The 14666-nt window shown below is 63.6% G+C and carries 11 protein-coding genes; 9 read left to right on the top strand and 2 right to left on the bottom strand.

The genetic code is table 11. The features are described from left to right. The first annotated feature begins 79 nt into the window (after positions 1-79). The 9 genes from EJO66_RS02780 (at position 80) to EJO66_RS02740 (ending at position 10851) form a co-directional block, all read left to right on the top strand. Positions 80-772, top strand: a complete 693-nt coding sequence (locus EJO66_RS02780; protein ID WP_124957398.1) for a phosphatase PAP2 family protein — start codon at positions 80-82, stop codon at positions 770-772. Positions 773-1142: 370 nt separating this feature from the next. Continuing rightward, positions 1143-2306, top strand: coding sequence for a polysaccharide biosynthesis/export family protein (locus EJO66_RS02775; RefSeq protein WP_124957397.1), 1164 nt, complete (start codon positions 1143-1145; stop codon positions 2304-2306). Then, on the top strand, positions 2303-2758 hold the full coding sequence (locus tag EJO66_RS02770) for a low molecular weight protein-tyrosine-phosphatase (RefSeq protein ID WP_124957396.1): 456 nt from the start codon (positions 2303-2305) through the stop codon (positions 2756-2758). The genes EJO66_RS02775 and EJO66_RS02770 overlap by 4 nt, the downstream gene beginning before the upstream one ends. Next, the gene (locus EJO66_RS02765; RefSeq protein ID WP_124957395.1) at positions 2755-5007 is read left to right on the top strand and encodes a polysaccharide biosynthesis tyrosine autokinase; all 2253 of its coding nucleotides are present in this window, start codon (positions 2755-2757) and stop codon (positions 5005-5007) included. The genes EJO66_RS02770 and EJO66_RS02765 overlap by 4 nt, the downstream gene beginning before the upstream one ends. Positions 5008-5349: 342 nt before the next feature. Then, positions 5350-6063 (top strand): sugar transferase, encoded by a 714-nt coding sequence (locus EJO66_RS02760; protein WP_124957394.1) that lies wholly within the window; start codon positions 5350-5352, stop codon positions 6061-6063. Positions 6064-6102: 39 nt separating this feature from the next. Next, on the top strand, positions 6103-7251 hold the full coding sequence (locus EJO66_RS02755; RefSeq protein ID WP_223262183.1) for a polysaccharide pyruvyl transferase family protein: 1149 nt from the start codon (positions 6103-6105) through the stop codon (positions 7249-7251). Positions 7252-7260: 9 nt separating this feature from the next. Beyond that, a complete protein-coding gene (locus tag EJO66_RS02750) occupies positions 7261-8328 on the top strand; it encodes a glycosyltransferase family 4 protein (protein WP_124957392.1) in 1068 nt (355 codons plus the stop codon). Then, on the top strand, positions 8328-9605 hold the full coding sequence (locus tag EJO66_RS02745) for a glycoside hydrolase 5 family protein (RefSeq protein ID WP_240648498.1): 1278 nt from the start codon (positions 8328-8330) through the stop codon (positions 9603-9605). Before EJO66_RS02750 ends, EJO66_RS02745 begins: the two co-directional genes overlap by 1 nt. Before the next feature lie 16 nt (positions 9606-9621). Beyond that, a complete protein-coding gene (locus tag EJO66_RS02740; RefSeq protein WP_124957390.1) occupies positions 9622-10851 on the top strand; it encodes a lipopolysaccharide biosynthesis protein in 1230 nt (409 codons plus the stop codon). Between the two features lie 64 nt (positions 10852-10915). On the opposite strand, the gene EJO66_RS02735 is transcribed toward EJO66_RS02740, so the two are convergent. Then, entirely contained in the window at positions 10916-14011 is a 3096-nt protein-coding gene (locus EJO66_RS02735; RefSeq protein WP_124957389.1) for a YjbH domain-containing protein, read from the bottom strand. Continuing rightward, a complete protein-coding gene (locus EJO66_RS02730; RefSeq protein WP_164547762.1) occupies positions 14008-14628 on the bottom strand; it encodes a YjbF family lipoprotein in 621 nt (206 codons plus the stop codon). Before EJO66_RS02730 ends, EJO66_RS02735 begins: the two co-directional genes overlap by 4 nt. Positions 14629-14666: the final 38 nt, after the last annotated feature.

Genomic DNA, 14666 nt, shown 5'->3' with positions numbered 1-14666 from the left:
AAGGTGCCGCAAGTATGCCTTCGGAACGGCTCCGGCCGGCGATCGCGCACCAATAGAAAATCGCACTTATTTCACATTAATGAATAATTTCTGGTTAATTGCCACCGGCTTCGGTGACAGCGGCTTCCTGTTGCCCACCGCTTTGGGAATTGCAATTTGGCTTGCCATCGATCGCAGCACGCGCCCGGCGGCGGTGCGGTGGACGCTGCTATTTGGCGGTTGCGGTTTCATCGTGATGCTGTCCAAGCTTCTCTTCATGGGCTGGGGCATTGGCAGCGCCCATTTCGATTTCATCGGCTTCAGTGGGCATACCGCGCTGGCAACCAGCGTCTGGCCGGTCGTTTTCTGGCTGGCGGCGCGGCGCCGCGCACCAAACGTGCGCATGGCGGCTGCGGTATCGGGATGGGTATGGGGCGTCTTCATCGGTGTGTCGCGGCTGGCCCTCGAAGTTCACTCCACCGCGGAGGTCGTCACGGGGGCCCTGCTTGGAACAGTTGTAAGCACAAGCTTTTTGCTGTTGCATTGGCGCCAGTCCATGCAGGTCAGAACACCACGCTGGCTGGCCTTGGCGATGGCGCTGCCGCTCCTCTTTTTCATAGTGGGGCGGCCTGCACCCACTCAGGACGCGCTGGAGGCCCTTGCAGCGTGGATGGCGGGCATCGAGCGCCCGTTCACCCGTGCCGATCTCCTGCAGAACCGCAGGGCTGTGCGCCAGCCTGCCAACAGCACACAGTTCCTTACAAAAGAGCAAAGCTTTTCAATGAGCGAGTGACGCGGAAGATTTGTGGCCAGAGCGCCACAATTGCTCTGCGCAACCAGTTAATTGATAGTTCACATTTGCAAACTGCAGCACACAGTTGCAAGCGTGCCATCGAAGCCCTTTTCCCCAATGAAAAAGGCACTTCAGGCATTGATCCCCGAGATAACCCCATTGGGTCCCGGGTTAATCCGCATATAGACACATTTTTTGCATCTATTGAACGGAAAAGGGTCAATGTGCAGGCAGCGACAATTCGCTCAGCCCGCCTGTCCATGATGCGCGGGCTTTGCTTTGACAAACCGCGGCAAAAAAAGTCCCGCCCAATATCAACTGGGCTCGGGCCTTGCATATGAATCGCGGCTGCTGAAAACCAATTTGTGCAATGGGGATCAATTTGACACGCTTCGTGAACCCGAAGGGGTGGGGTTTTGCCCTAATGGGCGCGTTATTGCTGCAGGGCTGCGCACCGGGCTTCAATTCCATGGGCGCCTACGAGGCGGACCAGAGCCTGCCGCCGGAGTTCCAGTACCTGCCGGCCGATGGTGCGCCGGATGGCGTCATCACGTCCATTTCGCCGGCACTGATCCGCACCATGGCGGAGTCGCAGCCGACCGCCGTTGCGCCGGAAGTGAAGGCGCTTTTCGGCGAATCGCCGGTCTACACCATCGGCCCGGGCGACGTCGTGGGCGTGATCGTCTACGACCATCCGGAACTGCTGCCGAATGCCGGCGCGGTGATCACGCAGCAGGCAGACCCGACCGGCATCAGCGTGGCGCCCGGCTTCATCGTCGGCGCGGACGGACAGATCACATTCCCCTACATCGGCCGCGTCAAGCTTCAGGGGCTGACCGAAATCGAGGCCTCCGACCTCATCGCGAGCCGCATCGCCACCTACATCAAGGCGCCGCAGGTCACGGTGCGCATCCAGTCCTTCCGAAGCCGCCGCGCCTTCGTCGAGGGCGAAGTGCGAAACCCGGGGTTGCAGATCTTCACCGACGTGCCGATGACGCTGGCCGAAGCCATCAGCCGGGCCGGCGGCATCACCGCCAACGGCGACCGCTCGTTCGTGACGCTCACGCGCGGCGACAGGACCACGCTCATCAACCTGCCCAACCTGCAGGACCTGGGCGCCGATGCCAGCAGGATTCCGCTGCGCAATGGCGACGTGGTCCAGGTGCGGCACCGCGACGAGAGCAAGGTGTTCGTGATGGGCGAAATTGCCCGTCCGTCGGCGCTGCTCATGCACAACGGGCGGCTCAGCCTCAACGAGGCGCTGGGCGAGGCCGGCGGCCCCAACCTGACTTCGGCCAACACGGGCCAGATCTACGTCATCCGCAACAACGCGCGGGGCTTGCCGGCCATCTTCCACCTGAATGCCAAGAACCCGGCGGCGCTGGGCCTGGCCGAGCGCTTCCCGCTGCAGCCGCGCGACGTCGTCTACATCGATTCGGTGCCGCTGGTCACCTGGAACCGCCTGGCCAGCCTGATCCTGCCGGCCGCGCAAGTGATCAACGCCGGCGACGAAGTCTGGAGCCGCCACAGATGAAATCCGTCCTGACAGTCTGCATCGGCAACATCTGCCGCAGCCCGATGGCCGAAGGCATCCTGGCCGCGGGCCTGCCGCATCTTCGCGTGGTGTCGGCCGGCACCGGCGCTCTCGTGGGCAAGCCGGCCGACGCAATGGCGCAGAAGCTCATGCAGGAGCGCGGCATCGACATTTCCGGCCACCTGGCGCAGCAGGTGAACCAGCTGCTGTGCCGGCAGGCGGACCTGATCCTGGTCATGGACATGGCGCAGCGCCGCCATCTCGAGTCGGCCTACCCCTTCGTGCGCGGCAAGGTCTTTCGCATTGCCGAGGCCGCCAAGCAGGACGTGCCCGATCCCTACAAACAGGACGAGGCGGCCTTCGAGCATGCCCTGGCCCTCATCGACGTGGGAGCCAGGACTTGGATCGACCGCATTTTGAAAATTACAAAACCTGAGCAGCAACCGACATGAACGCACCCCAGCAAGCCGCCCTGCCGATGCCCGCGCTGGAAGAGGAGAACGACGGGTTCAAACTCGTCGAGTACCTGGACATCCTGATCGACCACCGGTGGTTCATTGCCATCGTGGTTGCCGTGGCCTTGCTGCTTGGCATGGCCTACGCCCTTTTCGGGCAGCCGATGTACGAAACGAACGTGGCCGTGCAGGTCGAGGACTCCGGCAATTCGGCGGGCAGCTTCCTGGGCGATGCGGCGTCGTCGCTGCTGAGCGTGAAGACACCGGCCGCGGGCGAGATCGAAATCATCAAGTCGCGCGCCATCCTCGGCCAGGCGGTGGAGAACACCAAGCTGTACATCAGCGCGCAGCCGCGCTATGCACCCATCGTGGGCAGCTGGCTCGCGCGGCGCGCCACCGAGCTGTCGGACCCGGGCTTCATGGGGCTGTCCGGCTACGTGACCGGGGCCGAGGCGATCATGGTTCCGCAGTTCGACGTACCCGCGGATCTCGAAGCGAAACAGTTCATGCTGACCCTCGGGCCGGACAACCGCTACGAGCTGCTCGTTCCCAACGTCGACACGCCGCTCAAGGGCACCGTCGGAACCCCGCTCGTGGCCAACGTTCCGGGCGGCAGCCTCCGGCTGCTGGTCAGCGCCGTCAGCGCCAAGCCGGGCGCGCAGTTCCAGCTGGCCCGCAATTCCAGGCAACTGGCGCTGCTGTCGCTGCAGGACAACCTCAAGGTCGTCGAAAAAGGCAAGCAGTCCGGCGTTCTCGACGTCAGCCTGAAAAGCCCGAACCCGGAAAAGCTGACGCAGCTGCTCAATGAAATCGGGCGGCTCTATGTCCGCCAGAACATCGAGCGCAAGGCTGCCGAGGCCGAGAAGACCCTGGGCTTCCTGGACACCGCACTGCCGCAATTCAAGAAGCAGCTCGAGCAGTCCGAAGATCTCTACAACCGCTATCGAAACGAAAACGGCACCGTCAGCCTCGACGACGAGGCCAAGAATGCGCTGGCCCAGACGGTCGACCTGCAATCCAAATTGCTCGAAGCCGAGCAGAAGCGGCGAGAACTTTCGGCGCGCTTCACCGACAAGCACCCGAATCTCCAGACGCTGGACGCGCAGATTTCAGCGTGGAGAAGCCAGATTTCGGCGGTCGATTCGCGCATCCGGAAGATGCCGCTGCTGCAGCAGAACACCGTTCAGATGCAGCGCGACATCAAGGTCAACACCGACCTCTACGTGTCGCTCCTGAACAGCTCGCTGCAGATGCGGCTGGCCAAGGAAGGCAAGGTCGGCAACGTGCGCCTGCTGGACGACGCCATCGTCCCCGAGGAGCCCGTCTGGCCCAAGCGGCCGCTGATCATCGCGCTGGCCCTGCTGCTGGGCCTGGCGGCCGGCGTCGTGCTCGCCATTGTCAAGAACTCGCTGTTCGGCGGCATCCGCAATCCGAGCGAGATCGAGATGCACACGGGCCTCAACGTGTACAGCAGCATCCCGTTGAGCTCCGCCCAGCGGATGATCGACAAGAACATCGAGAGCAGGGCGCCGGGGATGCACATTCTGGCGCTCCAGCAATCGGAGGATCCCGCGGTGGAAAGCCTGCGCAGCCTGCGGACTGCGTTGCAATTTGCCATGCTGGAAGCGCCCAACAACCGCCTGCTCATCTCCGGCGCGACGCCGGGTGTCGGAAAGACCTTTGTTTCGGTCAATTTCGCGGCCATTACCGCTGCGTCAGGAAAGAAGGTCCTGCTGATCGACGCCGACTTGCGCAAGGGCCGGGTTAATCAATTCTTCTCCCTTTCCCGGTCGTCCGGTCTTTCGGAATTGATTGCTGGCACGCTGGGCGTCGAAAAAGCCATTCGCTCGTCGATCCTGCCGAATCTGGATGTCATGACGACCGGCATGCTGCCGCCCAACCCGGCGGAATTGCTCATGAGCGATTCTTTTTCCCAGATCCTGGAAAAGCTTTCGCCGGATTACGACCTTGTGATTATCGACACGGCGCCTGTGCTGGTGGCGGCGGACACCGCATCGGTGGCGCCGCTCGCGGGCTCTCTTCTGCTCGTGGCCCGGGCGGAAAAGACGCACCTTGGCGAATTGAACGAAAGCGTCAGAAGGCTGGCGCACGCGGGCTGCTCGGCCAATGGCGTAATTTTGAATGCTATGGACTTATCCCGGCGCCATGCGGGTAGCAGCAGCTACAAATACGGCGGTTACCGTTACACACACTATAAATACAAAAACAACAGGGATACCACCTAGCCTGGCGGGCAGTTTCTGAGAAAATTCAGCGAGATTGTGATAATTATCACATTACGCACTAAATCGGTGCCATCAATCAAACGCTAATAACAAAGGACTAGGGGCAAGTGCGTCGCTCTTTTGTATTACGTATTTGGATCGCTCGGCCTGCGCATTGATTTTTCTGCGCTGCAACCTTCACGGCTTCCGTGCAAGGCCGTATTGGCCTGAAAACCAAGCCGCCACGTATCACTGAACCCGAAAGGGACAAGCGCCTGCTTGTAAGACGAAAGGTTCCCCTGCAATGAGAGTTCTCAAGCTGCAAATTTGCCTCCACTTCGAATGTGAGAAGGGAGCATTCCTATGACGAATTTCCGCCATGAAGAGTCGATGGCACCCGCAGGCGAGGAAGCAATCGGCGCCATCGCGGATGACATGGCATGGGTCAGGGTCCGCCATCCCGCCATGCTGCGCGCCGGAAAAAGAGCGGTGGACGTTGCCGCCGCGCTGTTCTTTTTCTGCGCTTTCGGCTGGCTTTACGTCCTGATCGGCCTTGGGGTGCTCATCACTTCCGGAGCGCCTGTCCTGTACTCCCAGCCGCGATTCGGGCGGGGAGGGCGCGTGTTCAAGTTCTACAAGTTCCGCTCGATGCTGCCGAACTCCGCCCAGATCCTCGAGGAGCACCTCAGGAACGATCCGGTCGCGCGCCAGCAGTGGGACGACTATCAAAAGCTCGAAAACGACCCGCGCATCACGCGCTTCGGCAAGTTCATCCGCAAGACCAGCCTGGACGAGCTGCCGCAGTTCTGGAATGTGCTCGTGGGCGACATGAGCCTGGTCGGCCCCCGGCCGTGCATGCTCGACCAGAAGATCCTGTACGGGGCGGACTGGTCGTTCTATTGCGCCGTCCGGCCCGGCATCACGGGCCTGTGGCAGGTCAGCGGGCGCAACCAGCTGAGCTACAAGAAACGCGTGGCGCTGGATGTCTCCTACGTCGAGACGCTTTCGGTCGGCCGGGATATCGGCATCTTCATCAGGACCATCTGGGTGGTCGCCGTGGGCCACGGGTCGCGATGAGCGGCTTGGCTTCGAAGGCAATCGATGCTTGATTCACAGATGAAAAAGATCCTTATCTGCGCCGTGCCCTTCAGCGACAACCTGGGTGACGGGGTCATTGCAGCATCCCTGGCTCATATTGCCGGCCTGAAGTATCCGCAGGCGAGGGTCGAATTCCTGGACATTGCCGGCCGCCTCGGCTTCGAGGAAGAAAACCTGCGTGGCGGCGGCGCATTCCGGCTCTTTGCGAAGTTGCCTTCGCTCATCAGGTCGGTGATCGTGTTCCTGTATTGCCTCAAAGGCTATTTTCTCGGCTGGCGGAAGAACTGGAAGGCCGCGGTCGACGACGCGGACCTGATCGTCATTGGCGGTGGCCAGCTGTTTTGCGATGTGGCGCTCAATTTTCCGGCGAAGCTGTTTCTCCTGAGCAGGCTGCTGCGTGGAAAGAAGGTGGTGATCCTGTCGGTTGGGGTGACGGCGAAATGGTCTTTTCTCGGGCGCTTTCTGGTCGGGCGATTCTTGAAAAATGCGAGGCCCGCCTTCTACGCCACGCGCGACCAGGAATCGGCCAGCAACCTGCACAATTATTTTCGGATTCCGAGGAGCGACATACAGGTCGTGCCCGACCCGGCGCTCATTTGCGCCGATGCTTTCTCGGAAGAGCTTTCGCCGGAAAAGAATTGGGACATCGGAATTTGCGTCAGCAGCCTCGATGCCCTGGTCATGAATTCCGAATACGAAAGCTCCAATTCGACGCAGTCGGCCAAGTTTTTTGCCACCTTGGCCGAATCATTGCGGGCCGAGGGAAAGCGGGTGCTTTATTTCACGAACGGCGCCTCCGAAGACAACAAGGTCCTGGAAGAAATTTCCTCGGCCTCCGATGCGCCGAAATCGATTTTTCTCGTTCCCCGACACCCGGACGAACTCGTTGCCTTGATCAGCGCCTGCTCGTGCATCGTGGCCCACCGGCTGCACGCGAATATCGTGGCCTACGGTTTGAACATTCCGTCCATAGGGATGAATTGGGACAAGAAGGTGGAGTCGTTTTTCGAACTGACCGGCAGAAAGCGCTACCTCTTCGACTTGTCGCCCCGGGTTGAAAAGCTGGGCACCTCGGTGCTGGGCTTGCTGGATGACCGGCACCCGGACCGGAAAGCGCTCGACGCATTGAGAAGCCAGGTGGTGGCCGGTATCCATGCATTGATCTGATTGGCACCTATGAAGATATTGCACGTTGCCGAAACGCTCAAGGGCGGGCTCGAAACCTATCTTCGGCTGGTTTCGGGCTTTCAGCAGAACTCTCCCGTGATCAGCCAGGCAAAGTTCATATTGCCCGGTCCGGTGGAGTGGCTGAACTCCCAGGACACGCATGTGGTCCCCACGGCCCGCAGTCCTCTCGCCCTTGCGAGCTACGCCGCCGAGATCAAGAAAATCATCCGCTCGGAGCGCCCCACGGTGCTGCACCTGCACAGCTCGATTCCGGGCGGGATCGTTCGCGCCATGGCGCTGCTCGGCCAGGTGCCGGCCGAGACCAAGATCGTCTATTGCTCCCATGGCTGGGCCTTCGACCAGGTCGGGCCTTCGTACAAGAAGTCGATCTATCGATGGATCGAATGGCTGCTTTCCCATTGGAGCGACGCGATCATCTGCATCAGCGGCCACGAGTTCCGGGTTGCCGAGAAATTCGGCATCAAGCGGTGCAAGTGCATTCCGAACGGAATTCAGCCCACCACTCCCATTCCGGAGAACACGGTGGCTCCCAAGGCCCCGGCACGGCCCCGAAGGATCCTTTTCGTGGGGCGGCTCGATCGGCAGAAGGGCATCGACGCCTTGCTCGACGCCTATGCCCGCGTCCAGCCTGGCTTCAAGCTCGTGATCGTGGGTGGCGCCGTCAGAAACGATCTTTCCCTTGCGCGTTCGAGCGAGATCGAGTTCGCGGGATGGCTCGAGAAGGACGAACTCGAAGAAGCCTACAGGTCGTGCGACGCGGTCATCGTTCCCTCCCGGTGGGAAGGCTTCGGCCTTGTCGCGGTCGAGGCCATGGCCCGGAGCAAGCCGGTTTTTGCATCCGCCGTGGGCGGTCTCGTCGACATCGTCGAAGACAACAGGAACGGACGGCTGTTTTCGCTCGACGGGCTGGACGACGTGCTGCGCGAGATCGATCGGATCTCCGATGAGGAATTGCAGCGGATGGGGCGTGCCGGACGGGAGATCTTCGAAGAGAAATACACCGCCGACCGAATGAACGCCGCCATCCTGGACTTGTACAAGGAGTCGGTACAGTGATGAAGTCTTCATCTTTTTCCTCCGTTGCGGGGCGTTTGCTGAGTGCAATCAGGCTGCTGTGCGCTTCGGCGGCGCTGGCGGCCGTGGCCTGCGCGGCGCAGGCCCGCGGCATCGCCGAACTGGGCACGGAATATCCGGTCGCGCTGAGCGTGCAGATCGACCCGGCCACCATCACGAACGAGGATCTGAACGAGATCAGGGCATCGGGCTTCGAATTCGTGAGATTCGGCGCGCGGCCGCCGCTCAAGAGCGTCAACCCTGCATCGGTCGATTATTCGGGCCTGATCAAGCGCGTGAAAAACGCCAGGCTCCAGGCGATCGTGACCTTGTTCGGGGGCCGGGAGATCTGGGGGCAGAGTCCGGCGGAGGCGGGCGAAGGCCAGCGCGAAAAGCTGTTCGCCAAGTTCGCGCTCGAATTCATGAGCGCGCACGCGGCCGATGTTGCCGTCTGGGAATTGTGGAACGAGCCCGACCACAAGACCTTCCTGAACCCGGCGCTTTTTTCGAGCTTTGAAACCGCGACCGCCGAGTTCTGCCGCAGCATCGCGCAAATGAAGACCCCGCCGAAGATCCTCATGGGATTCGGCTTTGCGAAGCTTCCCTTCAGCCCGGGCCAGGTTCCGCCGCAGCTCGAGAATGCCTTCGTGTCGGCGGCCAAGGCCGACTGCCTGACGGACATATCGATCCATCCTTACCGCTCCATTCCGGAAACCGCCATTGCGGACTATGCAAAGCTGCGCGCGAAGCTGGACCAGCAGCAGCTCGCAAAGGTCGGGATCGTCGCTTCCGAGTGGGGCTATGCCTCCTACCTGCCGGTCCGGGACCGCAACACCCAGGCTTCGCTGATCCTGCGGGAGTACCTGACCAACGTGGCCGCAGGCATCAAGCTGCTGAATCTCTATGCCTGGCAGGACCGGGGAACCTCCGCCATTTCGAGGGAAGACAACTTCGGGCTCAAGTCGAAGGGCGGCGAGAAGAAGGAAGCCTTTTCGAGCCTTACCGAATTCCTCAAGATCGCCAGGAATTCCAAGAAGGTTTCGTACCAGAGCAATGCCGGCCTGAACAAGCTGGTGCTGAGCCGCGGCAATTCCTTGCTGCACGTGGTGTGGACGCAGAGCGCCGAGCAGAACGTGCTGGTTCCCGCGGAGAAGGGAAAGAAGTGCACGCGGGTCGACTTCTTCCCGCAAGTGCGCCACGGGAGCTGCGGCAGCCCCGCCGACGGAGGCTTTGCTGTCAAGGCCACCGACTATCCGGTCCTGCTTTCCATTTCGGATTAGGGTGAACAGGCCCAGGATGGCGTCCCTGTCCGGAATTCGAAAACGCCTCGGAGGTCCGATCTATGCAGTTGCAGACCAGTGCATCTACAGCGCGAGCCAGCTGCTGCTGAGCTTTGCGCTGGCACGGGCGCTGTCGCCCTCCGACTTCGGCATTGCCTCGGCGTTCCTGGCGATCGTCAGCTTCCAGTACATCGTGCATACGGCGGTGGTGCACGAGCCGCTGCTGATCAAGCGCTATTACGCGGGTTGGTCCGCCGCCTGGTGGAGCTGGGCGCTCGTGCTGGCGGTTTCCATCGCCGGTTTCCTGGCCTGGCAGTTCACGAGTTTTCCGGGGCCGCTCCGCTGGGCCGGCGTGGCCCTGATCGCGGGCTATGAAATATTCTGGATTTCCCGAAGCATCCTGCTCGTGGGACGCCGCTACCTGGCGCTCTGCGCATCCGGCGTGCTGATCTGCATCGGATACGTGGCGGTCCTGATCGGCCTGAAGCCTGCCTCGTGGACGCAGGCGCTGCTGTGGATCGCCGTCATCCAGCTGCCTTTTGCCATCCTGGTGGCGATGAGCCTGCGCCAGGTGATGGCACCGCTGCCGGCACCCGCCGACGCCCGGGCCCTGACGCTCGGGGAGGCCGCCAGCTACGGATGGAAGGCAAGCCTTTCGCAGTTCATGAGCTGGATCATGACGGGAGGCGCCATCCTGCTGCTGGGCTCGTCGGCGGACTCGGTGCAGGGCGGGCTGCTGAAGATCTACATCACCTTCCTGCTGCCGATGCAGTACGTGCTGCTTGCGCTGGGCTACTACATCCTGCCAAGGCTGGCGGCCGGCTGGACATCCGATCGGCGCAAGGACGCCTTTCGCCTGTTCGTCAAGTTCGTCGTCTTCGGTTTCCTGGTGGCCGAGATCGGCGGAATCCTGCTGGGCCTGCTGGGCCCCTACCTGGTGGTGCTGGCCTTCGGCAGGAACTACGGCGGAATGGATTTTTCGCCGTTCTTCTACGCGCCCGCCATCTTCGGCCTGACCATGTGCCTGCGGACGGGATTCAGGGCCGCCGGCCGGCCCGGTGCTCTTCTGTGGTGCTCGATCTTCGGTGCGCTGGTGTTTGCCGCTGCCATGCTCGCGGCCACACCGCCGATCTCCTACATCCAGACCATCAACGCCATGACGCTGGGCTTTGCCTGCATGGCGGCCGTGATGATGGTCTGGCTGTTCTTCATCATGCGCGCAGCCGGTTCGGATCAGCCCGGCTGATTCCTGTTGTTCGAAAGCCCTGCCGCACGGGTGAGCGCGGCAGGGGGCTGGCGGCCGCGCCGCGTCAGCGCGGCCGTTCGAAGTTCAGGATGTTGTCGCCCGTGCCCGGCGTGCCGCTGTCCGGCGGCGCGAACTTGTAGGCGCTCGGGTCGCGGGCCGAGGTCATCTCGTAGAGCGGGTGGATCCGGCCGAGCCGCGCACCGCCGTCGCGCACCAGCGGGGCCCAGGCGAAGTTGGCGGTGAACTTGTTCGAGCGCGGCAGCAGCGCGTCGAAGGGAATGGAAAGGTAGATGCCCTTGTCGAAGCTGCCTTCGCCGAACTGCCTGGCCGATACGTTGGTCTTGGTGGCGTAGGCGCCGAGCACCACGCCGTTGTCGAAGCGGCGGCTGATGTCGATGGTGACGCCGCGGTCGCCCGCCAGGTACTGGCCGGCGCTGATCTTGGCCAGCACGCCGTGCCAGCCGGTGTCCCAGTAGAGCGTGGCGTGGCCGGTGTTCACCTTGTAGTCGCGCAGGCCGAAGTCCTGTTCGAAGTCGCGCTGGCGCACGTGGTTGAAGTCGACGCCGAAGGCGATCCGGCTGCGCCATGGCCGGTAGAGCCATTCCGCGCCGACGCCCGCATACATGGTTTCAAGGGCACCGCCGTAGACGCTGTAGTACTGGTTGTCGGAGAGCCTGCCGACGTGCGTCAGCTGAAGCACCGGCATGGTCAGGCGCTTGGAGGTGACGTACTCGCGCTGGAGGGTTCGCACGCGGGGCAGGTTGCTGCCTGCCGTGTAGGTGAACTTGTCGAAGTTGTCGACCATGCGCAGGTTCAGCGCGCCGTTGATCCAGGTGCTGGGCGTGAAGCGGTATTCCGCCACCGCCTGCACGCCGATCTGGTAAAGCAGGAATGCGTTGGGCCCGCCGAGGATCTGGCCGAGGCTGGGCGTGAGGCCGATGCTGAACTTGTCGCTGCGGCGCTCCCACGGGCCGAGGGCCTTGTTGTCGGCCGTGGCCGAAGAGGCATCTGCGGATGCGGCCGCAGTGTGGGCGCTGCTGCCCGGCGGAACGAAGGTGGCCGGATCTCCCGAGCCCACCGGCGGGGGCGCGTAGTCGCGCTGGCTGGCCGCACGAACCTCGCCGGGCGTTCGCGCCTGGTAGTGCGCCGTCACCCATTCGTTGCGATTGACCACTTGCGCGTGCATCGGCAGGCCCCGCTCCGAGTAGTGGAGCACGAAGTTCTTGATCGAGGCCGGCGCATCGCGATGCAGCACGGCAATGATCTTCTCGACCCGCACATCCCGGTAGACCGTGGCGCTTTCGGTGATCCACACATGCAGCATCTGGCCCTGCGGTGCGATGCGCTGGATGGTCCAGTCCGTGCGGCTTTCGATGTCGGCTGCGGTGGCCGCCCAGCCCGGCGGGGCAGCCGGCGGGTCCGGCGAAAAGCTCGGCGCCGGCGGGTCTGCCGCCTTGGGCATCTGCATCGTGGCCAGGTTGGTCTGCAGCGTGATGCCCAGCATCACCTTGTTGCCGCGTTCGAAGCCGGCCGAGAAAGACACGCCGGGGGAGTAGCGGTACTCCAGGCCGATGTTGAACGGGGAGCGCTGCCGCTGGGGGTTGTCGAGCGGCTCGTTCTTGTAGTCGTTGCCGTCGTATTCGAGCTTGAGCGTCAGCGGGTCCCAGGGCGTGCGCCATTGCACGCCGCCAAAGAGCGCGGCAGGTCCGCGAAAGAGCCGGCCGAAGTTGGCGCCGCCCCAGGTCGTCTCGCTGACGCGGGTCTTGAAGCGGCTGTTCAGCAAGCCGAAGGGATTGCTGATGTTGCCGCTGCTCCCCAGGTAGCCCCAGCCGATGCCGAGGCTGAAATCCAGGTCGCCATGGCGCTTGCTTGCCACCAGGTACTCGGACGAAAAGAGGCCGGTGCCGCCGATGTCGCGAAAGCCCAGGGCGACCTCGGGCAGGTAGGCCGACTCCTTCCACAGCCGCGCCTTCAGGTCGATGCTCTTGTCCTTGTAGCCCTGGTTGCTGAGGCCGATGCCGTAGATCCGGTTGCTGATGGAGGTGTAGCGAAAGCCCGCTTCCAGCCAGTCCAGCGGCTGGAACATGACGTTCAGCCGCGTGTAGGGCGAGACGTGCGTGAGCGAGGCCCGCATGTCGCCCGCCTGGCCCATGCGCGCCGTGGGTGTCTGCAGCAGGCCGGTTTCGCCCCAGTCGTTGCCGCTGGTGCGCAGCGCCCGGTACTGCGGCGCCGCCTCGGGGCGCACGGAGATGGCGGTCGATGGCGCCGGCGCGGCGGGTGCCGGCGGTACATCGGGCAAGGCAGCTAGGGCGGGCGGCGCAGCGGATGCGGCGATGGCCGCGGCCGGTACCGCGGCACCCGCCGGAGGCTGCAGGACCGCACCGCCTTGCGGCGAAGGCCCTTGCGTGGCCAGAAACTTGATGATGCCCTCGGAGATCGCCTCCAGGTCGTCCATGCCGCGCGGCGCGGCCCAGACCCATGCGCCCGGCGCCGGCTCGTTCGACGGATGCGCATTCCAGTGCGCCACGCCCACGCGGGCGGTGCGCCCGTCGGGCTGGGCGACCCAGGCCCAGTCGTGCTTGCCCTCGGGGCTGCAGGCGGCGACGTAGTCCCACGCCGTGCGGCCGGGTTCGTGGGCCACCTGGCAAAGCTGTCCATCGGGCTGCAGGACCGAGATGGTCTTCAGCACGGGCGGCGGCGCCACCAGTTGCTGGCCGGCCGTCAGCACCGGATCTTCTTCCGGATGCGCCTGGAGCCAGCGCGGATCAACGATGCCGAGCGCGACGCGGCCGGTCACCGGCAGGCCCTGCAGCCAAGCCATCAACTGCTTGCGCCGGCCCTGCTCTTCCCGCGGCACGCGCCGGCCGGCGGCATCGAGCCGCAGCAGCAGGGTGTTCTTCAGGAACTGCTGCGCCAGGCGCTCTTGCGGGATGCGCCATGCCAATCCCGGGGAGGCCGTTTCGGCCGGCTGGCGCAGCAGCCAGGCGCTCAGCCGCTCGCCGGGACGGATGTCTGCGTCGTCAGCGGGTGATTTGTTGTCGACGGGGCTGTTGCCCGGAGGCTGCGCGCCGGCGGCGCAACTCGCTGCCAGTGCGCAGGCCACCGCCGCGCGAAGAGGCCAGGGATGTCTGCCGATGCCACGCAGGAGCGAACTGCTCATGTACCAGCGCTCGCCGCTGCGACGGGTGCTGGAGGGGAAGGCGTCCACTGCTCGAAGCTCATACACAGATCATTGGAAATACATTGCTCGGAATAGACGACCCGGGGCGCGCCGCCCGCTTGCGAAACGCCAAAGCGTGCCGGCGGCAGCGAGGCGCTCGCCGGATGCGAGACGCTGCGCTCCTCGTACCAGCGCAGCGAAGCGGCAGCCGTGCCGGCCAGGGCGGTCTGCTGCGGTGCAGCAATGGGCGTCCGCACGATCTCGTCGCGAATGCCGAACCGGTAGCCCGGCATCATGTCGCGCTCGCGCTGGTAGGTCTTCGGGGCTGCGCCGTTCGCATCGCCGGTCCACGCGGGCAGGCTGGAAAAGCGCACCTCGCGCCAGTCGGTGCTGAGGCCGGTGGTTCCCACGAGGCGCCCGTCGAGCAGCCTCACGACCTCGCCGTTGCCGCTGTACCAGACCTCGACAGCGCCTTCGGGGCGCTTGTCGATGTAGCCGAGCACCATGAAGACCGTCTGCTCGCCGACGGCTACCCGCAAATAGCGGTAATTCGGGTTGAAGGTGGGTTGGGGCGCCGCGGCGTTGCCGCCATAGATATACCGCGCCGTGGCCAGCATGGCCGAGGATCCGGAAGAACAGCCGCCAACGCCCAAAA

Source organism: Variovorax beijingensis, from assembly GCF_003951285.1.
Taxonomy (GTDB): domain Bacteria; phylum Pseudomonadota; class Gammaproteobacteria; order Burkholderiales; family Burkholderiaceae_C; genus Variovorax; species Variovorax beijingensis.
The sequence above is the reverse complement of the archived record's forward strand: the minus strand, read 5'-3'. Positions and strand labels throughout refer to the sequence as shown.